Source organism: Salinibacter pepae (assembly GCF_947077775.1).
In the GTDB taxonomy this organism is placed as follows: Bacteria; Bacteroidota; Rhodothermia; order Rhodothermales; family Salinibacteraceae; genus Salinibacter; species Salinibacter pepae.
On sequence record NZ_CAMTTE010000001.1, the window covers coordinates 1,728,624 to 1,748,285 of the forward strand.

The 19,662-nt window shown below is 68.5% G+C and carries 16 protein-coding genes; 10 read left to right on the top strand and 6 right to left on the bottom strand.

The features are described from left to right. Positions 1–208: 208 nt before the first annotated feature. Positions 209–1,045: a hypothetical protein gene (locus OJA40_RS07215; RefSeq protein WP_263808798.1), complete on the top strand. Its 837-nt coding sequence runs from the start codon at positions 209–211 to the stop codon at positions 1,043–1,045. Between the two features lie 146 nt (positions 1,046–1,191). On the opposite strand, the gene OJA40_RS07220 is transcribed toward OJA40_RS07215, so the two are convergent. The 6 genes from OJA40_RS07220 to OJA40_RS07245 form a co-directional block, all read right to left on the bottom strand. After that, positions 1,192–3,999, bottom strand: a complete 2,808-nt coding sequence (locus tag OJA40_RS07220) for an alpha/beta hydrolase family protein (protein WP_263808799.1) — start codon at positions 3,997–3,999, stop codon at positions 1,192–1,194. A 245-nt stretch (positions 4,000–4,244) separates the two neighbouring features. Next, a complete protein-coding gene (locus OJA40_RS07225; protein WP_208427330.1) occupies positions 4,245–5,387 on the bottom strand; it encodes a serine hydrolase domain-containing protein in 1,143 nt (380 codons plus the stop codon). 2 nt (positions 5,388–5,389) lie between these two features. Further along, positions 5,390–5,827 (bottom strand): hypothetical protein, encoded by a 438-nt coding sequence (locus OJA40_RS07230; RefSeq protein ID WP_208427331.1) that lies wholly within the window; start codon positions 5,825–5,827, stop codon positions 5,390–5,392. A 67-nt stretch (positions 5,828–5,894) separates the two neighbouring features. Further along, positions 5,895–6,329, bottom strand: coding sequence for a DUF4019 domain-containing protein (locus OJA40_RS07235; protein ID WP_208427332.1), 435 nt, complete (start codon positions 6,327–6,329; stop codon positions 5,895–5,897). Between the two features lie 73 nt (positions 6,330–6,402). After that, complete coding sequence (locus tag OJA40_RS07240; protein WP_263808800.1) at positions 6,403–7,794, bottom strand: alpha/beta hydrolase family protein; 1,392 nt, start codon at positions 7,792–7,794, stop codon at positions 6,403–6,405. 324 nt (positions 7,795–8,118) lie between these two features. After that, positions 8,119–8,652, bottom strand: a complete 534-nt coding sequence (locus OJA40_RS07245) for a hypothetical protein (RefSeq protein ID WP_208425820.1) — start codon at positions 8,650–8,652, stop codon at positions 8,119–8,121. Between the two features lie 657 nt (positions 8,653–9,309). On the opposite strand from OJA40_RS07245, the gene OJA40_RS07250 reads away from it, so the two are divergent. From OJA40_RS07250 to OJA40_RS07290, 9 genes are all read left to right on the top strand, one after another. Next, positions 9,310–10,437, top strand: coding sequence for a sensor histidine kinase (locus OJA40_RS07250; RefSeq protein ID WP_208425819.1), 1,128 nt, complete (start codon positions 9,310–9,312; stop codon positions 10,435–10,437). After that, positions 10,430–11,167 (top strand): LytR/AlgR family response regulator transcription factor, encoded by a 738-nt coding sequence (locus OJA40_RS07255; RefSeq protein ID WP_208425818.1) that lies wholly within the window; start codon positions 10,430–10,432, stop codon positions 11,165–11,167. The genes OJA40_RS07250 and OJA40_RS07255 overlap by 8 nt, the downstream gene beginning before the upstream one ends. A 131-nt stretch (positions 11,168–11,298) precedes the next feature. Continuing rightward, positions 11,299–13,419: a TonB-dependent receptor plug domain-containing protein gene (locus OJA40_RS07260; protein WP_263810222.1), complete on the top strand. Its 2,121-nt coding sequence runs from the start codon at positions 11,299–11,301 to the stop codon at positions 13,417–13,419. Positions 13,420–13,459: 40 nt separating this feature from the next. Continuing rightward, positions 13,460–14,131, top strand: a complete 672-nt coding sequence (locus OJA40_RS07265) for an HmuY family protein (RefSeq protein WP_263810223.1) — start codon at positions 13,460–13,462, stop codon at positions 14,129–14,131. 105 nt (positions 14,132–14,236) lie between these two features. Then, positions 14,237–15,127 carry a heme/hemin ABC transporter substrate-binding protein gene (locus OJA40_RS07270; protein ID WP_263808804.1) on the top strand — a complete coding sequence of 297 codons (891 nt, stop codon included), beginning with the start codon at positions 14,237–14,239 and terminating at the stop codon, positions 15,125–15,127. A 6-nt stretch (positions 15,128–15,133) separates the two neighbouring features. Continuing rightward, positions 15,134–16,291 carry a FecCD family ABC transporter permease gene (locus OJA40_RS07275; RefSeq protein WP_263810224.1) on the top strand — a complete coding sequence of 386 codons (1,158 nt, stop codon included), beginning with the start codon at positions 15,134–15,136 and terminating at the stop codon, positions 16,289–16,291. A gap of 63 nt (positions 16,292–16,354) precedes the next feature. Further along, the gene (locus OJA40_RS07280; RefSeq protein WP_263810226.1) at positions 16,355–17,620 is read left to right on the top strand and encodes a M20/M25/M40 family metallo-hydrolase; all 1,266 of its coding nucleotides are present in this window, start codon (positions 16,355–16,357) and stop codon (positions 17,618–17,620) included. Positions 17,621–17,738: 118 nt separating this feature from the next. Continuing rightward, positions 17,739–18,560 carry a heme ABC transporter ATP-binding protein gene (locus tag OJA40_RS07285; RefSeq protein ID WP_208425815.1) on the top strand — a complete coding sequence of 274 codons (822 nt, stop codon included), beginning with the start codon at positions 17,739–17,741 and terminating at the stop codon, positions 18,558–18,560. A 21-nt stretch (positions 18,561–18,581) separates the two neighbouring features. After that, the gene (locus OJA40_RS07290) at positions 18,582–19,646 is read left to right on the top strand and encodes a hemin-degrading factor (protein WP_208425814.1); all 1,065 of its coding nucleotides are present in this window, start codon (positions 18,582–18,584) and stop codon (positions 19,644–19,646) included. The last annotated feature ends 16 nt before the right edge of the window (positions 19,647–19,662 follow it).

Here is a 19,662-nt window from a genome sequence, read left to right on the forward strand (position 1 = left end):
CCTTCGTCCCTCGCCAGTGGAAGTGCATATTGTGCCCATACTGTGAACTACTGCGGCGCAGCGGGGCCCGGTATGCGCTTTGTATTTCGTAAAGGGCAGACACACCCGACGCAATGAAGGCCCGCAGGCTTCCCAAACGGGCGCACGGCTTTGTACCGGACGAGCTCGACCGCGCGCCGAAATATTCTCACCAAGCAGACCACACGCCATGACACGATCCGCACTCCTACGCTCCCGACTCGCTCCGCTGGCCCTCGCCGTCGCCCTGGTCGTTGCCGTCACCGGCTGCGATTCCACCGGCCCGTCTACCAGCGGGGGCGGCGGGGAGGTACAGGTGGGCTTTTCAACCGCCTCTTCCTCCTCTCCATCATCGACCCCCGCGCTCGCCAAGGCCGAGTCCGACTCCCTGGTGCTGTCCGGAGCAAATGGCGACACCCTGAACATCCACGACATCCGCCTGATCGTCGACACGGTGAAGCTGGAGCAGGACGGGGAGGACCAGGACGGCGACGATGACGGAAACGACAGCACGGAAGTGGAAATCGAGCGCGAAGTCGAAGTCGAGCGCCCCAGCTTTCTGGACCTCCCGCTGCAGGGATCCGAAATCTCGCCCGTGGCGGCCGGAGACGTGCCCGAAGGCACCTACAACGGGTTCGAGTTTGAGGTCGACGACCTCGACGATGACGAGGGCAACGCTCGAGCCCTGCTGTCGGAGATCCGGAACGGAGACGAATTCCCGAACTGGCCCGAGGAGGCAAGCATGGTCGTCGTCGGCACCTTCACGCCCGCCGACGGCACGCCGACCGCCTTCACGACGTACTTCGCAGCCGAAATTGAGGTTGAGCGGGAGTTGCAAACGCCCCTCGAGGTGACCGGCGACGGGTTCTCCCGCGAGCTCGTCGTGCGGCTCGATCCAGCACGATGGTTCAAGGGCACAGACGGCTCTCCCAAGGACCTCTCGCGGTCCGACTTCGAACAGACCGACACCGTTGTCGAATTTGAGGCTGAGTTCGAAGAGGGCGTTTCGGAAATTGAGTTTGACTAAACTGAGGCCCCCACCAGAGAACCAAGCACGGCGGCCTGGCCGGATGGGGACAATGCCCATCCCGGTCAGGCATTGCTTTTTGTCCCCCTCATCGTCCTGCTCAACGGCCTTCCCGATGACACTCGGCCACGAGCGAGCACGTGGGATCAGCGGCGGGCGGGAGCGCCATTTTCCTCCTGCCGCTCCACCTGCTCCAGGAACGGCACGCCGTCTTGAATCCACGCCGGGCCCTCCTCGCCCTTCAAGTAGTGGCCGAACCACTCGAGCACCCGGTTCCGGTAGTCCACCGTGTTTTTCTCCTGGCGGCTGATGCCGTGATTCTCGCCGTCATACACCAGGAAGGCGAGCTCCTTGTCCGCCCGGCGGGCGGCGTTGTAGAACTCCACGCCCTGGTTGAACTCCACGGCGCCGTCGTCGGTGCCGAAGGCCATGAGGAAGGGCGTGTTGAGCGATTCGATGTGGTGGAGGGGCGAGTTTGCCACGTAGGCGTCCATGTCCTCCCACGGCGGCACGCCCATCCGGCCCTGGCTGATCTCAAAGATGCGGGCGTCGGTGGCGCCGCTCCGCCAGTAGATGGAGTTGTACATCGAGACCATGTTGGTGAGCGGGGCCCCCGCCACCGCCGTCGCGAAGATGTCGGTCTGGGTGGCGGTAAACGTGGTCTGGTAGCCGCCCCAGGAGTGCCCCACCAGTCCGATCCGCGAGGGGTCCACGGCGGCCGCTTCGGCCGCGGCCTTCACGCCCGGCACGATGGCGTCGACCGCCGAGTTGCCCGGGTCGCGCGGGCGGTACGTGATGTCGGGCTGAAAGACGATGTAGCCCTCCTGCGTGAACGTGGTGGTGTTGTACGGGTGCTCGCGGGTGGGCACCACGTAGCTGCGGGCCTCCGGCGAGCGGGTCTCGTAGATGTAGGTAATCATCGGGTAGGTCTTCTCCGGGTCGTAGTCCGCCGGGTAGAAGAGCGCGCCCTGCAGCTTCTGGCCGTTCGCGCTGCGGAAGGCGACGAGATCGGAGCGGCCCCAGGCGTAGTCGTTCTGGAACGGGTTGGTGTTCGTGACCTGGCGGGCGTCGGCGAGCCGGGGCCCGGCCCGAAAATAGTCGGGCGAGTCCTCAAAGTCCTCGACGCGGTAGGCGTAGACATCAGCGGAGTCGGCCTTCGTGAGGCCGGTTACCCTCTTCGGTTTCCATACGCGGCGCTCCGGGGTGCCCGTGAGGACGGACGCCCGGGCGTAGCCGTGCTCCTCCGTCCACTCGTCGTAGAGGTCCCAGTAAATTGGCTCGTTGCGCGGGATCACGTCGGGCTCGCCCGGCGCCTCGTCCGTCAGGTCGACGTAGCGGTGCCGCACCGAGTCGGGCCGGCCCGTGGTGAGGCGCTCCGTGGACGAGCCATCCGGCGCGATCCGCCACACGTCGTACTCGCTGTAGACGAGCACCGACCGGTCGCCCGCCGTCCAGCCGGCGATGCCGAAGGGCGGCTTCTGCTCCACGGTGTGGTCGTCGTCCACGTCCACGACGGGCACAGGCACATCCGCAGTGATCGTATTGGTGGTCTCCTGCTGGAGGTCGTAGGCGTGATACTGATCGTTCTTGAGCCAGAGCAGGTAGCGGCCGTTCGCGCTCGGGCCTTCGAAGAACTGCACCTTCTCGGCCACCCGCTCGCGCTCGCCCGTCGCCACGTCGATCGCGTAGAGGTCGTGGTAGACGGGGCCGAACATGCGCTCCTCGCGGTAGGGCGTCTGGTCGAGGCCCACGGCCCGGGCGCCGCCGTGGAGCACCTGCACGTCTTCCGTGAGATCGGTGCCGAGGCGCGTCCAGCGGGCGTCGCCGCCGCGGCCGAGGTGCCACGCGGTGAGGGAATTGTCTTCTCGATCCTGCTCGGCCTGCACCTCCTGGCGCGGGATGATCTCGACATCGCTCGTGTGCCACACCTTCACGCCGGCGGGGCCGTAGTCCTCCAGGGAATCGGCGGCCGCGGAGTCGGCCGGGGCCGCGTCCGGCGTGACGGCCTCCCGCTTCTGGACGCCAAAGAAGAGGCGCTCGCGCTCGGTGGCCCACTCCGGTGTGCGGTGGTCCACGATGCGGAGCGAGTCGGGGAAGGAGGCCGTGTCCGCTGGGTCAAACTCGCGCTGCTCGGGCGCGCCGTCGTTCAGGCCGGTCCAGGCCAGCACCACGTGGGTCTCGTGCTGCCAGTCGTCGTCCTCGCGGGCCCGGAGCGCGGCGAGGTCGTCCTCGGCCGGGCGCCAGGAGAGGCCGGTGTAGTCGCCCGGCGTGGAGGCGAGGGTCTGGAGCCGTCCGGTGGCCGCGTCGTAGAGGCGCACGCCGTTTCCAGTCTCGGTCCGGCCGTCGATGGTGAGGGCGAGGTGCGGGGCCTCGTGCTGCCACGCCATGTCGGCCACGTTGCCGAAGCTGGTGTACGATTCGGCCTGCAGGTCGCGGACCAGCAGGTCGGCCCCGCGCAGGTCGTCCGGCGCCTCCTGCGGCGGGTAGCGGCGCATGGCGAGGTAGCGCCCGCCGTCGCTGAAGGCAAAGCCCGACACCGCGGGCACGACGGTCGTGTCGCCGGTCGCCAGATTCAGCAGGCCCAGCCTGCGGCGGACGGGCTGTTCTTGTTTCCGGCGCTTCTTGCGCTGCTCCTCCGACATCCCAATCGAATACGCGAGCCACTGCCCGTCGGCCGAGAAGGCGGGGCTGCGCCCGAAGGCGACGGTGCGCGTGGTGTCGCGCCGGGTGTGGTGGATGCGCAGCTCGTGATTGCCGTTCACGCGGCGGATGGGGGTCGCCATCCAGGTGCCCTCGGGCGAAAGGGAGCCGCCGCCCAGGCGCTCCCACTGCCCGTAGTCGGCTTCATCGAGCGTGGCGTCGGCCGGCTGGGCCCGGCCCGGCCCGGAGGCGATCGTGAGCAGAAGGGCGAACAGAACGGCGAGGGAAGGGCGCAGGACTCCAAGACGAGACATCATCGGGCGGCGGATCGATGGGCAGACGCGAGCAGTCGTCGATTGAAGCGAGGGGGCGGGCGAGACTGTTCCCGGCACTCAGGACCGGAAGACGGGCGTGCAGCCCTCGTTGTTACAGGGACGCGTGGAGCATGTCGTTGCGGACGAGAAAGCGGCCGTTGAGGGGGACGGGGACGGGGACGGGCCGGGCGTCCGCTAGTATATACGTGAGCACCGTGAAGAGCATAGCGCGGCCCTCATTGCGTTCAGTCGGATCGCAGAGCGTGGAGGAGTGCCATTCCCGTTTCAGTCACCCGTCGAGACGAGAGGGCGGTACTCACGAGCACCACGACGCCGTGGCCGGTGTCCCGGTCGAGCGCCACGAGACTCCGGAAGCCCCCGGTGCCGCCGTTGTGCCAGAGCACGGCGTGCCCCTCGCGGGTCGATTGGTGCCAGCCGAGGCCGACGCGAGTGCTCTCGCGGTCGGTGGGAGCGTGAACCGTGGTCGCCCGCCGCATCGCCCGGTGTAGCGCCGGCGTCGTATCCGGACCCACCGTGAGGGCGCGACGGTGCGCCCGGAGGTAGGCCAGGAGGTCGGCGGCGGTGGAGCGCAGGGCCCCGGCCCCGGCCAGCGCGTCGAAGTGCCAGGGCGAGGTGGGGGCCCCGGCGCGGGTGTGGCCCTGCGCAAAGCGCGACTGCTGGGCATCCGTGAGATGGACGCGCGTATCGGAAAGGCCCAGCGGGGCGGCGATGCGCTGGCGGACGAGCGCCGCGTAGGGGGTGTCTGCCTGGCGGGCGAGCAGGTGGCCGAGCAGCCCCATCCCGAGGTTCGAGTACTCATACGTTGTGCCCGGCGCCCGCGGGAGGACGTAGCCGTCGAGAAAGGCGTAGAGCGCGCTGTCGCCGTAGGCGGCATACGGATCCCGCGGACGGGCCGTCGCGCCCAGGTTCGCCGGCAGGCGGGGCAGGCCGGAGCGGTGCGTGGCGAGGTGCTCCAGTGTCACGGTCGTCGAATCGGCCGGGCCGATGGTCACCGAGTCCGGCAAAAGCGTCGTCACCGGCGTCGACCGCTCCACCTCGCCCCGCTCAATGGCATCGGCCAGGAGCAGTCCGGTAACCGTCTTGGTGATGGAGCCAATCTCGAAGAGGGTCCGGGCCGTCGGGATCTGCCCGGTGGAGTCGACGGCCCCGAACGCGTGGACGGCCGTCGTGTCCCCACGCAACAGCCCGATCACCGCCCCCCCTGGATGATTCGCCACGAGGGCCTGCCCGATCGAGTCGACGGCCGGCGCCGGCTGCCCGCATGCAACCTGGGAGCTCTTCCCCACGAGGACCAGTCCCAGTACGGTCGCGCACAGACCGCACACCACAGCACGACCCGTGCTCAGAAGGATGCGTGCGCGAGGCATGGCTACCGGGCGGTTACTTCTTCCAAGGCCTGCTTCAGGGCCTCGGGCTCGTCCGTTCCGATGCGGAGCTGTTCCTGCCCGCGGATCGTCACCTCCACGGCCCGCAGCCCAGACACGTTGTAGAGCCAGCCGTGGGGCGTGTAGCGGATGCCCCAGCCGTAGAGCGCCGAATTCCGGACAACCTCTACGCTGATGATGTCGTCGAGCGCAAAGCGCCGGGTCCAGAATCCGGGGCCGAAGTAAAACATTAACTCTCGATCGGTCACCTGCACCGTCAGGCTGGAAAACAGGATCGCAAGGACGCCGACCCCACCGAGCATCATGTAGGCGAACAGCCCGAGTTCTCCGTCCTCCACCATGAAGGCGTAGTAAATGAGAGGCAGGGCGGCAATCGTAACGCCGCCCGTCACGTAGCCAACCTGCGTGTGCCTGTACTGCATCGTGTTGAGAGGCTCTGTTTGGCGGAGCAGAATGTTACTGCCGTCCCGGTCGATGCACGATTTCCTGCTACGGTCCCGCCGGCTTTACGAAGTACCCGGCCACCCGCCACGTCCCGTCGTCCTTCTTCAGGTACATGGTTTCGACGGTGTTCTTCTCCCCGTATATCGATTTGTACTGTGCCACGACGTACTCTCCCTTCGGCGCGTTTGGGATGCCCTTCGTATAGCGGGCCGTTACGAGCGAGCGCGAGCGCAGACTGTCCAGAGCCATGTGCGCCTGTCGGATCTGAGCGGCCCACTGCTCCGCGGTCGTTTTCGACTTGATCAATGTTGCGCCCTCCTCCCAGGTCGCTTTGTATTTGTCGGCGTCGAGGAGCGCGAACCACTCCTGCGCCGCCTCCTTGGCGGCTTCTACGGCCTGCTCGTTCGACTGGGCGGCAAGGGGGCGCGGGACGACGAGAACGAAGGCGAGAAGTCCACCGATGAGAAGTGATGATCGCATGGGACTGAGTCGTTGCGAAGAGGAATACGAGAGTCGCCTTGATTCACGCAAAGGGAAAGCATTCTGCCTGCAGCTAGCGCGTTCGCGCCCGGATCCACGCCGAGATGGTCTCCAGAGCTGTCGGCGCCATCGTCGTGTCGATCTGGGCGTACTCGCTCGGCAGGCCGGTCTCGGCGGGCTGGAAGAGATGATTGAGGCCGTCCAGCACGCGCACCGTCGCGTCGTCGCTCGGGCTGGCCTGGAGGGCCGCGCGCATCGGGCCGACGTTCTGCCCGGCGGGCACCTGGAGGTCCTTGCTCCCGTAGAGCGCCAGGACGGGCACGTCCACCTGCCGCAGCGTGGGCGCCGGGTCGTAGCCCACGAAGAACCGGAACCAGGGATCGGTCGCCTGCTCGATCTGGGACCGGACGCGGTCCGCGCCCACCCCCTCGTCCTCGAGCACAGTGCGGAGGTGCTCGGCGGCCGCGGCCGAGTCGGCCGCCGTGGCCACCCCCTCTAGGGTCCGGCGCTGCACGGCCCGGATCGAGTCGACGGCCCCAGACGGAGCCCCCTGCGCGGCGGCGATCCGGGCGGTCTGCTCCACCAGAATCTCGTGTCCCGGAACGCTCGGCCCGGCCATCAGCACGAGAAAATCGACCGGCTCGAACCGGGTGTGGACCATCGGGGCCACCAGGCCGCCCTCGCTCATGCCGACCAGGCCCACGGCACCGGGGTCGACGTCAGAATGACTCCTCAGGAAGCGAACGGCCGCGGCCGCGTCCCCGGAAAAGTCCTCGGAGGTGGCGCCCTCAAAGGTGCCCTCGGACGCCCCCACGCCGCGCTCGTCGTAGCGGAGCACGGCGATGCCCTGGCGGGTCAGGTGGTCGGCCAGCACGTGGAACAGCTTGTGGTTGAACACTTCGGAGTTGCGGTCCTGCGGCCCGGAGCCGGAGACGAGCACCACGGCGGGGTGCGGCCCCTCGCCCTCGGGACGGGTCAGGGTGCCCGCCAGCCTGAGGCCCGCCGCCTCATTCCGAAAGGTCACACTGTCTGCGGCGTACGGGTACGGCGGCTCGGGATGCTGGGGCCGGGGCGGTGGTCCCGTGTCTGCCTCCGCCGTGGGCGTGAGTGTCAGCGGAAACGATTGTCCCCCCTGCGTCCACTGCCCATCGATCTTGGTGTCGCCGTCGGCCAACGCCCCGGTGTAGACGCCACCGATGCGGTCAACCGCGAGCGTCACGCTATCGCCCACTACGGCCACGTCGGACACCGGAATCCCGGTCGCGCCCTGATCGGGGCTGTCCATCGTGGCGGTCAGCCCGTCTTCGCCCGGCTCGATGTGGAAGACGATTCGTAGCTCCGTCCCTCCAACCTTCAAAGGCCCCGACCACGCCCCCACAACGGCCTCCTGCGCGGCGGCCGTCGTGAGGCCGAAAAGCGCGAGACCAAGTCCGAGAAAGAGTGCGATGCGATCCCCGTCCGGCATGCGTTCAGAAGCGGATTGTGGCAGAATGATGCGAAACGAACCAGGTTTGCCCCCACCTCCGCGTGCCTGCCCACCCTCCCTACCCCCCGTTTGTCCATTCTCGCACTCGCCCCCGTCCTCATTCTCCTTGGACAGATCGGCCCTCCAGAGTGTGGAAGACCCGCCGGCAGAGGACTCACCTGAATGATACAGCCATCCTCTCGACGAGATGGCCCGCTCACCAACGATGACGACCGCTCACAAATTTCCCGGCGGTCTCGTTGCAACGACACACCGGATCCGTCCGTCTGTCCGGCACCCTCTGCCCTCCGAATTCCAGGGCCCCTAAATGCCACTTGGCTGAATGTACCCGCACCCGTCGACACGTCGATGAGGATCCTGCGGGCCGCGGTCGGTATCACCATCCCGCGCACTATCGGGAACAACGATGTCGACGCAGTTCTGCATGGCAGTGACCCAGCACTCCTCGTAGACGGAACAGTAGCAAAGCGTAATGTCGAGATTGCCAACCCATATAGAATTGGACAAGGCTCGGGTCGAATCCCTGATGGCAAACACTTCGATTTCGGAGTCCGGCGAGGGGACCCGCTGATTGAGCAATGAGGTGGATACGCTCCCCTGAATGTCGAGACGCTCCATCATTGCTCTCCATCCAGCGACGTGCTCCCCGTTGTGTTCGACCGCTGCGGCTCGTACCCGGGCGGGACCAATTCCGCTATTCTCGACGATCACTTTGACCGAATCCCCACTTAGGCTCGGCGCCACCGATGCGCGCGGCCAGACCGACGCGCGTTGCTCCTGGCGTTCGAGGGAGGTTTCGTAGATCGACACGAACAGCCCGCAGAGGCTGAGCAGCACGGCCGCGAGCCCAATCATCGTCTGCGGTTCCGACAGCTACTCCCCGAAGGACTGGGGATCGGCGCGGGACGATTGAGGTGTATCGGGGACATCGACCTCTTCCGGCTCCATGACACGCTTGACATCGGCTCGCGCGAATCAGCGTTCGATTCTCGTGGGGAAGAATCTAACGTGCGTGCCATATACACGAAAATTACCGCCCACCCGTATGTCCTCCACAAGTCCCATTCTCCCACGCCGGGCATACCGTTCGTTTTCTATCCCCCGCTTTTGGCCATCAATGTACACTTTCAACCGGTCTCTTGTGGATCGCTCTTGTGGATCGCAGGAATGGAGCGGTTTCTGTTCGACAAGCGAGAAGAGCCCCAATTTCCCCGCCAAAGTCCTTCTTTGAAGAGAGACGTTCATTTTTGCCTAGATGCAAAAACGAACCAAAAAGATCACGGCTGCGATGACTCGGACTGACATCGGCTCCCACTTCGCTAAAATCATCGAAACTCGCTCGCAGGCTCGCTCAGACACCGATGATTTTGGCCGCTTCGTGATCGCCTCTGTCCGGGCGTCCGACTCATCGAGGCCGGGAGAAACGCCTCCAGGAGGACGGCGCTGAGGCCAGGATCTGCGTGATCATCCCAAAAGGACCGGCTGGTTTTGCAAATGATGGAGAACCCCGCCTCTTCCATCACCGCTGCCTCGTCCTCGTCCGCCCCACCGTTGCGGCCTGCGACCATCGGAGGCCTGCAGGGGGCCGTGTGGCTCATCTACGGCGTCGCGTACTGCCTCACGCTCCGTCCCCATCAGCCGTTCGCGGACCTCCTGTGGAAGCAGACCCTCATCGCGGCGGGGAGTGGCCTGCTCCTGAGCACCGCCCTCGGCACCCTCTACTGGACCGCTGGTCTGCGCCGACGGACGCTCCTGTGGCAGGGGCTGGCAATCGTCGCGGGGGGCGTGGCGACGGGACTGCTCTGGTATCAGGCCAAGACATGGGGCGTCGACTGGGTCAACCCGTTCATCGCGCCCGTCGTGGGCGTCACGGCCCTTCGCCCCGGCGAGGGCTCCATCCTGTCCGGTGTCGCAGCGTTCCCCATTGTTATGCTCGCCTGGAGCGGCCTCTACCTCGGCCTTGCGCAGTGGTACGCGCAGCAGCGGCAGGAGCGGCGTCTGCTGCGGGCCGACGCGGCGGCGCAGCGCGCCCGGCTGCGCATGCTGCGCTACCAGCTGAACCCCCACTTCTTCTTCAATGCCCTCAACACCATCGGCGCCCTGGCCGACGAGAATCCGCAGCGCGTGAAGACGGCGGTACGCGAGCTGTCGGGCTTCCTCCGCTACACGCTGCTCGACGAGGAGGCCCTGAACGTCCCCCTCCGCGACGAAGTGGAGGCCGCCGAACACTACCTCGCCGTCGAGAAGATTCGCTTCGAAGACGACTTGCACGTGGCGGTGGACCTGGACGCCGAGGCGGGGCGTCGCGTCGTGCCGTCGTTTCTGGTGCTGCCGCTCGTGGAGAACGCCGTGAAGCACGGTCCCTACACAAGCCCGACGCCGCTGCGCGTCCGCGTCGCCGGCACGGTTACGGAGGACGTCCTCGCGGTGGAGGTGGCCAACACGGGACACTGGCGCGAGGCGGCCTCCGACGCGGACGGCACTGGGACCGGCCTCGACAACGTCCGGCGCCGACTGGCCACGCAGCACCCGGACCGGCACCGGCTGGCCGTCACCGAGGAGGACGGCTGGGTCCGCGTCCGCATCGAGATCGACACGGCGGCCCTCAACCCTCATGCCTGATCCCCTCCAGATTCTGATCGTCGACGACGAGCGGCTGGCGCGCCGCTCCATCCGCAGTGCCCTCCACGGCGTGGCGGGCGTCGCGGTGACGGGGGAGGCCGGGAGCGTAGACGCGGCCGCCGAGCAAATCCGCACCGAGGCGCCGGACGTGGTGCTGCTCGACATTCAGCTGCGAGGCGAGACGGGCTTCGACCTGCTCGACCGCGTGGAGGCCCCCGTGCAGGTGGTCTTTATCACCGCCCACGACGAGTACGCCGTGCGGGCCTTCGAGGTGAACGCGCTCGACTACCTCCTCAAGCCCGTCGACCCGGACCGCCTCGCCGAGGCCCTCCAGCGCACCCGCACGGCGGAGACGGCCCTTCCCGAGGATGACGCGACCGACCCCGAAGGCTTCCGGTACGACGACCTCTTCTTCTACGAGGATGGGCGCCGCCCCCGCTTCATCCAGGTCCGCGAGATCATTTGTATCGAGGCGGCCGGCAACTACACCGAGCTCTACGTTGCGGACGGCACCACGGCCCTCACCTCCACGACCCTCTCGACGTGGACCGACCGACTGCCCGATGCTCACTTCGCCCGGATCCACCGCTCCACGATCGTCAACGTCGAGCGCGTGGCCACCGTAGAGCAGGGAGACGGCCGGACCTACAGCGTCCACGTTGAGGGCCGGGACGACCCGCTCTCGATGAGCCGACGACGGGCCCGTGCGCTCCGCGACCGACTCGCCTAGCGCCACACGTCCACGCGATCTTCACGCCCAGAGGCCGGACGCGGCCTTGCAAGTGCGCCCCACGACCAATACCGTTGGGGTGCAGTGCTAGTTTAGAACTAGTCTAAATAAGGCTTATCGACAGAATCACGATGCGCTCCCCCGCCCTTTTGCTCCTTCTCATCGGCCTTCTGCCCCTTCTCAACGCCCCCACGCAGGCCCAGCCGGCCCCGGCGCGACCGGTCGCCGACACGACGGCCCGCGCCGATTCGCTCTGGCAGCTCGACATGGAGCAGGTCGTGGTCACCGCCACCCGCGCCGAGCGGCCGGCCGACGACGTGGGCGTGCCGGTGTCGGTCATTAGCCGGCAGGAAATCGAGGCGCAGGGCGCCGCCCGGGCCACGGACCTGCTGGCCAGCCAGCCCGGCCTCTCCATCAACAACGACCACGGCTCGGGCCTCCAGATGCGGGGGCTCGGTCCCGAGTACACGTTGATCCTGCTGGATGGAGAGCCCATCGTCGGGCGCACCGCCGGCACGCTCGACCTTGGCCGGCTCACCACGGCCAACATCGAGCGTGTGGAGGTGGTGCGGGGCCCGACCTCCTCGCTGTACGGCAGTGAGGCCCTGGCGGGGGTCGTCAACTTCATCACCGGCGCCCCGACCGGGGGCTTGGGGGGCGAGGTGCGCACCCGGTACGGGACGCACGGGACTGTCGACCTGAGTGCCCGGCTGGAGGGGACGAGCGGGCCGTGGCAGGGATCGGTCTTCGTGGATCGGTACCGAACGGGCGGCTACGACCTGTCTTCCGCGAGCCTCGCCCCCACCCGCCCCGGCTACGTCGACTACACGGCCCAGGCCCGGGGGCAGTATGAAGCCAGCCCGAGCACCACATTTTCTCTGCGCGGCCGCTTCGCCACGCAGTCGCAGAACTACGACGTCGGCATCAGCGCGGACGGAACCCAGGGCGACATCCGCCACGCGCAGCAAAACGACCGGCACGACTGGAACGCGTCCGCCGAGGTCGAGCAGCAACTGGGCGCGGGGTGGCGGCTCACCGGCACGCTCTACGGCGCGGGCTACCACACCGACCAGTCGCTCCGCCGCGTCGACGACGGCACGATCCGCAGCGAATCGGCACTCGACCAGTACCACGGGGAGGCCGAGGCGGTGCTCCGCGGGGCCCTCGGCAACAATCACCTGCTGACCGTCGGGGCGGGCACGACCGTCGAGACCATCGACGCCGACCGCAAGACCGGGACCCGGCGCGGGGGCTTTGGCTTCGTGCAGGACGAGTGGAGCCCCCTAGAGACGCTCGACGTGACGGGCAGCCTCCGGCTTGACGGCAACAGCGACTACGCCTCCCGCCTGAGCCCCAAGATGGCCGTCCGCTACGCGCCCTTCGAGCGCGTGTCGTTCCACGCCTCCGTAGGCAGCGGCTACAAGGCGCCGGCCTTCCGACAGCTCTACCTCAACTTTACCAACCCGCAGGCCGGATACAGCGTCCTCGGCGCGACGGAGGCGCAGCGCGGCCTCCGGCAGTTCGAGGACCAGGGCCAGATCGACACCTTCTTCCGCAGCCCGAGCGCGCTGGGCGCGCCGCTGGCCCCCGAAACCTCGTGGGCCTTCAACGCCGGCTTCACCGCGTCGCTCTGGGGCGACGCCACACTCCGCCTCGATGCCTACCACAACGAGGTGGACAACCTGATTGACGCCGAGGCGGTGGCGCGCAAGACCAATGGGCAGAGCGTGTTCACCTACGTCAACCGCAACGAGATATACACCCGGGGCGTGGAGGCCCGGCTTACCCTTCGCCCAACCTCTGCCCTTCGCGTGCAGCTCGGCTACGACTACCTGGAGGCCAAGGACCGGCAGGTGCTCGACGAGCTGGAGGCCGGCGACGTCTACCGGCGGGAAGACGGACGGGACGTGCAGGTCTCCCCCGACGACTACGCCGGCCTGCCCGGACGACCGGCCCACACCGGCACCGTGCAGCTCCGGCACATGGCCCTGCCGTTTGGACTCACCGCCAACGTGCAGGGGACGCTCCGCGGCCGCGCCGGCTACGCCGACCGCAACGGCAACGGCATCGTCGATGTCGACCGCGAATACGTGGAGGCCCGCACGCGCTGGGACGCCACGCTCTCCAAGACCGTCCGAAACACCTACACGCTGCGGGCCGGCGGCGAAAACCTCCTCGGCTACACCAACCCGCGCCGCGTCCCCTCCATCCCGGGGCGGCAGTGGTTCGTATCGCTCCAGGCCCAGTTTTAAGCAATTACGCACTACGCAACACGCAATACGCACTACGAGAATGAGCATTCTCTTTCACAGTCGACGACTGCACCACACCATGCGACGCATCTCCTCCCTTCTTTCGATTCTACTTCTCGGCGGCGCCCTCGCCCTCACCGGCTGCGACAGCACCGGCGTGTCCGGCGGCGACGGAGGAAACGACGCCCCCCTCACCATGACCCGTGTCGAGAACCTCCCTGGCGACCCCGACACCACCGGCAGCGGGGGGTACCCACAGGGGCACAACCGGTTTGCCTTCTTCAGTCTTCGGGACAGCTCTGTCGTCCTGCACTCCGACGAGAAGGCCCGCACTGATTCGGCCTCCACCACGTGGGACCTCGCCTTCCGGGGCACCGACATTATTGTGAACGGCGGCCCGAACGGTCCCGGACAAGGCGCAGCCCACGTCGCCGAGAACGCCTTTCAGGAGGTCTCCGAGGTGACTCCCGATAGCCTCACCCATCACGCCGTAGAGGACTGGTACAACTACAACGAAAACGGCAACCACGTCGTCCGCCCAACGCCGGGCCACACCATCGTCGTCCGTACCGCCGATGGGGACTCGTACGCCAAGCTCCGCATCCTCAGCTACTACGAGGGCGCCCCCGACAATCCGGCCGAGAGCGGCGCCGAGTCGCGCTACTACACGTTCGAGTACGTCCTTCAGGACGACGGCACGAGCTTCGAGTGACGCGTGACACGTGCGACTTGAATCCTGAATCGAGGACGTGGCACAGGCTCACTGACGGCAGCGCCACTCTCCTCACGCATCACCGCTCACGCACCCCGCCCCCCCATGTCTCGACTCCTCCTCAGCCTCCTTGCCGGCGCACTTTTCCTCGCGCCTCCCGCCGACGGCCAATCCCCCGCCGACCCCAGCCGCATCGTCACGCTCGGCGGCTCCGTTACCGAGATCGTGTACGCGCTGGGAGCCGGCGACCAGGTCGTGGGGGTCGACGCGTCGAGCGTCTACCCGGACGCGGCCACCGAGACCCCCAGCGTGGGCTACTTCCGACAGGTGCCCGCAGAGGGCGTCCTCTCGCTCGACCCGTCGCTGATTTTGGCGCTGGACGGCACCGGGCCGCCCGCCGTCCTCGACCAGTTTCGGAGTGCGGGCGTCCGCACTGTGCTGGTGCCTGACACGTCGAGCGTCGCAGGGGCGAAGCAGAAGATTCGGCGGATCGCCGGGCTGCTCGGGCGCGAGGCGAGGGCCGACTCGCTGATCCGGAACATGGAGGAGGACCTGGAGGCGGCCCGCGCGCTCCGTCGGCGGGCCGAGTCGACGCCGGAGGTGCTCTTCATCTACGCCCGGGGCAGCGGGTCGATGAGCGTAGCGGGCCAGGGGAGCTCGGCGGAGGCGATGATCGAGCTGGCCGGGGGCGAAAACGCCATCACCGGCTTCGACGGCTTCAAGCCGATGTCCGCCGAGGCGGTGGTGGGCGCCGAGCCGGACGTGATTCTCATGCTCACGCGGGGGCTGGAGAGCATCGGCGGCGTGGAGGGGCTGATGGAGCAGCCGGGCATTCCGCTTACGCCCGCCGGCGAGAACCGACGCGTGGTGGCGATGGACGACCTGCTTCTGCTCGGGTTTGGCCCCCGGCTCGGAACGGCGGTGAAGGGGCTCACGGAGAAGCTGCACCCCGCCCTGGAGTCGGCCGCGCCTTCGTCGTCTGCATCCCAACAGTAGCGCGGCATGGATTTCTCCGCGGTTACGACGGATTCTGGGACGGACACGCGCACCGATGCGCGGGAGGGCCCTCGCCCGTCCGGCGCCGCGTCGTCGAGACGGGCCCGGCAGCGGGGCCGTGCGTGGCGGATGTTGACGGGCCTCGTCGCGCTGCTGCTCGGGGCCATCGCGGCGGGCCTGGCCGTGGGGGCCGTGGCTATTTCGCCGGGGCAGGTGCTGGCCATCCTTGGCGACCAGGTCGGCCTCGCGCTGCCGTGGTCCTACGAGCACCGACAGGCCCTCGTGCTCACGGCCATCCGGCTGCCGCGGGTCCTGCTGGGGGTGGGCGTGGGCGGCGGGCTTGCCGTGAGCGGGGCGGTGATGCAGGGCCTCTTCCGCAACCCGCTGGCGGACCCGAGCCTCATCGGGGTGTCGAGCGGGGCCGCGCTGGCGGCGGTGGTCACGATCGTGCTGGGGAGCACGCTGTTCGGCGCCTGGGGCAACACCCTGGGGGCCGTGCTGCTGCCGGCGGCGGCCTTCGTAGGGGGGGTGGGGGCCACGGTGGTCGTCTACCGCCTCGGCACGCGGAACGGGCAGACCTCCGTGGCGACCATGCTCCTGGCGGGCATCGCCATCAACGCGCTGGCCGGGGCGGGGACCGGCCTCATGACGTTCATCGCGGACGACGACCAGCTCCGCGACCTCACGTTCTGGACGCTGGGCAGCCTCGGCGGGGCCACCTGGACGCAGCTCGCCGTCGTGGGGCCGTGCCTCCTCGGCGGCATGATTGCGGCGCCCTTCCTGGCACGCCCGCTCAACGCCCTGCTGCTGGGGGAAGGGGAGGCCTACCACCTCGGCATCAACATCGAGCGGACGAAGAAACTCGTCGTCACGCTGGCGGCCCTCGTGGTGGGCGCCGCCGTGGCGGTGAGCGGCGTCATCGGCTTCATCGGGCTCGTGGTGCCGCACCTGCTGCGCCTGGCCGTGGGGCCGGACCACCGGGTCCTCATCCCCGGCTCGGCGCTCCTCGGGGGCGCGCTTCTCCTGGGGGCCGACGTGCTGGCCCGCACCATCGTGGCGCCCGCCGAGTTGCCGATCGGCATCGTGACGGCCCTCGTAGGGGCGCCCTTCTTCCTGTGGCTCCTCCTGCGCGACCGCACCCGGGGGGCCGGATACTCGTTCTGACCACAGCCCCCCACCTGCACACTGCCTCGCCGTTCTCACTCCGCACCCGCCCCGCGCACCCTTATGCTCCGGCTCGCCCGCTTCCCCATCGCCCTCACATTGCTGCTTCTGGGCGCCTGCTCGACCGATGCCGGGCGTGCCCAGCCCGCGCCGTCCGCTGCTCCCCCCGCGCTCCACGACCTGCGGGTCGACGTGGGCTACCTCTCGGCCGATCTGCTGCGGGGCCGCGCGACGGGGACCAAAGGGGCGCGCCTCGCCGCCCAGTACCTCGTGCAGCGCTTTCGGGAGCTGGGGCTCGCGCCGGGGCTCGACAGCACCTGGACGCAGCCGTTTGACTTCACGTACAGCCCAAATCCGCACGCGCCGTCGGGACACGGGACGCCGCGCACCGGCCGCAACGTCGTGGCGCACCTCGACCGCGGGGCCAAGCGCACCGTCGTCATCGGCGCGCACTACGACGGGCTCGGCTACGGCGGCCCGGGCTCCCGGGCACCGGGCGACTCGCTCATCCACAACGGCGCCGACGACAACGCGAGCGGCGTGGCGGCCCTGCTGGAAATCGCCCGCCAGCTCAAAGCGTCCGACCCCCTGAACAGCAACGTCCTCTTCGTCGCCTTCTCGGGGGAGGAGCTGGGGCTCTACGGCTCGAAGCACTTCGTCGACGCGATGCCGGTGCCCACCCCACAGGTCCGCTACATGCTCAACCTCGACATGGTGGGCCGCCTCGGCGATTCGCGGCGGCTGGTGGTGAGCGGCACCGGCACCTCGCCCGCCTGGCCCCCCGCCCTCGACGCGGCGGCCAGCGCGACCAACATCACGCTCGCCGAAGACCCGTCCGGCCTCGGCGCCTCCGACCACTCCTCGTTCTACCTGGAGGAGATCCCCGCGGTGCACTTTTTCACCGGCAGCCACGACGACTACCACACGCCCGCCGACGACAGCCACCGGATCGACTACGATGGGCTGCGCGACGTCGCCACGTTCGCCGTCCGCGTCGTCGAGGCCCTGGAGGACGACGGGGCCCTCTCATTCACCGAGACCGACAATGAGCCCCAGGGCCGCCGGACGTCGTTCGACGTGACCCTGGGCGTGATGCCCGACTACACCTTCGAGGGCGAGGGGATGCGCATCGACGCGGTGACCGAAGACGATGGCCCCGCGGCCCGTGCGGGACTCCGGGCGGGCGACGTGGTGGTGCGCGTCGGCGACGTGACGGTCGACGACATTTATGCCTACATGGACGCCCTCGGCGAGCTGGCGCCGGGAGACGCGACCCCCGTGGTTGTGAGGCGCGGCGATCAGACGCTGACAAGCGAAGTCCGGTTCTGACGCCCACATCGCCCCGACGGTCTCCCTCGGTGGGGGCCTCCGTGCTCCGCGATCCATCATACGAACCCCTACAGACACGCGTCGTGGGGAATGAGCGACGCGCCTGTGCGGTCTTGCCATGATTACTCTCAACGATGTTGCGGTCCAAATCGGGGACGCCACGCTCATCGAGCGTGTGTCCGCCGCCGTGCGGCCCGGCCAGATGACGGCGGTCGTGGGCCCGAACGGGGCGGGCAAGACGACGCTCCTGCGCGTGGCCAGCGGCGAGCTCACGCCATCCGAAGGGGCCGTTCAGCTGGACGGCCGTCCGCTCGCCGCGCTCCCCGAGCAGGCGCAGGCGCGACGGCGGGCCGTGCTGCCCCAGGCCTCCCGGCTTCACTTCGCCTTTTCGGTGCTGGAGGTCGTGCTCATGGGCCGCACGCCGCACGTGCAGGGCCGGGAGGGCCCGGAAGACTGGGCCATCGCCGAGGATGCCCTCGCCGCCGTGGCAATGGCCGGCTTCGCGGATCGCGACGTCCCGACCCTGTCCGGCGGCGAGCAGCAGCGCGTCCACCTCGCGCGGGCGCTGGCGCAGATCTGGACGCCCCCGGCCGACGGACACCGATACCTGCTGCTCGACGAGCCCACCGCCAGCCTCGACCTCGCCCACCAGCAGAATGTGCTGCGCACGGCCCGCGCCTTCGCGGACCAGGGGGCCGGCGTGCTCGCCATCCTGCACGACCTGAACCTCGCGGCGCAGTTTGCCGATCACGTCGTCGTGATGGCAAACGGGACGGTTCACGATCAGGGCCCCCCCGCATCGGTACTCACGCCCCCGTGCATCCGCGACGTGTTCGGGTGGCCCGTGTGCGTCCTCGCGCACCCCACGCAGTCGTGCCCCCTCATCGTCCCCGACGGCGCCGAGGCCGAGGCGACGACGCCCACTCCCAACTCGCTCTAACATCCTCAGTCCACCACTGCCATGCCTACGCCCCCCTCTGCCCCCGACCTCAAACAGCGCTGGGAAGCCTTCCAGGAGAAGCACCCCGATGTTCGCCTCCGCACCGCCGCGGCCCGGATGGGCGCAAGCGAGGCCGAGCTCGTCGCCACCGGCTGCGGGGAGCACGTCACGCGCCTCCGCGGCGGCTGGCGCGGCCTCCTCAACCGCCTCGACGCCCTCGGCCCGGTGATGGCACGCACCCGCAACGACGCCGCCGTCCACGAAAAGACGGGGGTCTACCGCGACGTTGAGTTCACCGACCCCCACGGCCTGGGCCTCGTGCTGGAGGACAACATCGACCTTCGCCTGTTCATGGACCACTGGCACCTCGGCTTCGCCGTCGAGACGCCCCTGGACGGGGAGCGAGACGGCGGGCGCCGCAGCCTCCAGTTCTTCGACCGCGACGGCACGGCGGTCCACAAGGTCTTCCTGACGCGCAAGAGCGACCGCGACGCCTACGATGCGCTCGTCAACGCGTACCGCCACGACGACCAGTCCACGGAGCAGTCCGTCACGCCCGTTGAGGCCGATACGGCCGAGACGCCCGATGCAGCCATCGACGTGGAGGGGTTTCTGCACGCGTGGGGCGAACTGGAGGACACGCACGACTTCTTTCCGCTCCTGAGCGAGCACGATGTCTCGCGGGAGCAGGCCCTACGGCTGGGCGAAGGGCGCTTCACCCGCCGCGTGCCGGACACGGCCCTGCGCCACACGCTCCGGGCCGCCGCCGAGCAGGAGACCCCCATCATGGTGTTCGTGGGGAGCCCGGGCTGCCTCCAGATCCACACCGGGCCCGTTCAGACGCTCAAGGCCACGCCGCCGTGGTACAACGTGCACGACCCGGACTTCCGGCTCCGCCTCAACGAGGAGCGGATCGACCAGGCCTGGGTGGTACGGAAGCCCACGACCGACGGCCGGGTTACGTCCCTGGAATTGATGGGCGCGGACGGCGACGTCATCGCCCGCCTCTTCGGCGAGCGCAAGAGCGGCCAGTCGGAGCGCGAGGACTGGCGATCCATCCTCGAAAGCCTGCCCTCGGAGTCGTAGCCCGTTTCCCACGCGT

Excerpts from the sequence above, each read along its gene's own strand:
- OJA40_RS07215 (WP_263808798.1), top strand. The coding sequence starts at position 209 with ATGACACGATCCGCACTCCTACGCTCCCGACTCGCTCCGCTGGCCCTC.
- OJA40_RS07220 (WP_263808799.1), bottom strand. The coding sequence starts at position 3,999 with ATGTCTCGTCTTGGAGTCCTGCGCCCTTCCCTCGCCGTTCTGTTCGCC.
- OJA40_RS07225 (WP_208427330.1), bottom strand. The coding sequence starts at position 5,387 with ATGCCTCGCGCACGCATCCTTCTGAGCACGGGTCGTGCTGTGGTGTGC.
- OJA40_RS07230 (WP_208427331.1), bottom strand. The coding sequence starts at position 5,827 with ATGCAGTACAGGCACACGCAGGTTGGCTACGTGACGGGCGGCGTTACG.
- OJA40_RS07235 (WP_208427332.1), bottom strand. The coding sequence starts at position 6,329 with ATGCGATCATCACTTCTCATCGGTGGACTTCTCGCCTTCGTTCTCGTC.
- OJA40_RS07240 (WP_263808800.1), bottom strand. The coding sequence starts at position 7,794 with ATGCCGGACGGGGATCGCATCGCACTCTTTCTCGGACTTGGTCTCGCG.
- OJA40_RS07250 (WP_208425819.1), top strand. The coding sequence starts at position 9,310 with ATGATGGAGAACCCCGCCTCTTCCATCACCGCTGCCTCGTCCTCGTCC.
- OJA40_RS07255 (WP_208425818.1), top strand. The coding sequence starts at position 10,430 with ATGCCTGATCCCCTCCAGATTCTGATCGTCGACGACGAGCGGCTGGCG.
- OJA40_RS07260 (WP_263810222.1), top strand. The coding sequence starts at position 11,299 with ATGCGCTCCCCCGCCCTTTTGCTCCTTCTCATCGGCCTTCTGCCCCTT.
- OJA40_RS07265 (WP_263810223.1), top strand. The coding sequence starts at position 13,460 with ATGAGCATTCTCTTTCACAGTCGACGACTGCACCACACCATGCGACGC.
- OJA40_RS07270 (WP_263808804.1), top strand. The coding sequence starts at position 14,237 with ATGTCTCGACTCCTCCTCAGCCTCCTTGCCGGCGCACTTTTCCTCGCG.
- OJA40_RS07275 (WP_263810224.1), top strand. The coding sequence starts at position 15,134 with ATGGATTTCTCCGCGGTTACGACGGATTCTGGGACGGACACGCGCACC.
- OJA40_RS07280 (WP_263810226.1), top strand. The coding sequence starts at position 16,355 with ATGCTCCGGCTCGCCCGCTTCCCCATCGCCCTCACATTGCTGCTTCTG.
- OJA40_RS07285 (WP_208425815.1), top strand. The coding sequence starts at position 17,739 with ATGATTACTCTCAACGATGTTGCGGTCCAAATCGGGGACGCCACGCTC.
- OJA40_RS07290 (WP_208425814.1), top strand. The coding sequence starts at position 18,582 with ATGCCTACGCCCCCCTCTGCCCCCGACCTCAAACAGCGCTGGGAAGCC.